This window comes from Halomonas sp. ND22Bw, from assembly GCF_003011945.1.
In the GTDB taxonomy this organism is placed as follows: Bacteria; Pseudomonadota; Gammaproteobacteria; order Pseudomonadales; family Halomonadaceae; genus Halomonas; species Halomonas halophila.
In genome coordinates this window covers 1-444 of record NZ_PXWD01000176.1, presented here as the reverse complement: position 1 = coordinate 444, position 444 = coordinate 1, and the positions used below count along the sequence as shown (strand labels likewise).

The 444-nt window shown below is 73.0% G+C and carries 1 protein-coding gene; it reads right to left on the bottom strand.

Features of this window, described 5'->3' with window-relative positions; translation table 11 throughout:
- Nucleotides 1-305: 305 nt before the first annotated feature.
- Nucleotides 306-444: glycogen/starch/alpha-glucan phosphorylase (locus CVH10_RS25420; RefSeq protein ID WP_146142994.1), on the bottom strand; the 139-nt coding region annotated here is incomplete at its 5' end.

The window sequence follows — 444 nt, the reverse complement described above, 5'->3', positions numbered from 1 at the left end:
ATCGTCATGGTCTCCGACCGTACCCGTCAGCGCCCCCCCGAGGTCCGCCCGGGTCCCCTGACGGCCCATCTCCCTTCCCTGCGCAGCACCGACGTGGTCCACGTGGCGGGCGACGCCTCGACGGTCGGCGCCGTCGAGGTCCTGGCAGCGGCGTCCGGCGCCCGCTGCTATCCGGTGCTGATCGAGCCAGGCATCTGCGCGATCCACGATTCGAACGAAATGCGGCGCGTCCCCGGCAGGGACGGGCCGCATTTCGTTTGCCGTCCCGGTGAGGCCCGGCCCCTCGGAGCCGGGCGCCCCTCGCGTCAGGCGACGCGGACCCGCCAGATCTCCTCGGCGTATTCGCGCATCGAGCGGTCCGACGAGAACCACGCCATCCGCGCCGTGTTGAGGATCGCCGCGCGCCACCACGCCGCCGGGTCGTTCCAGGCGGCATCGACCGCG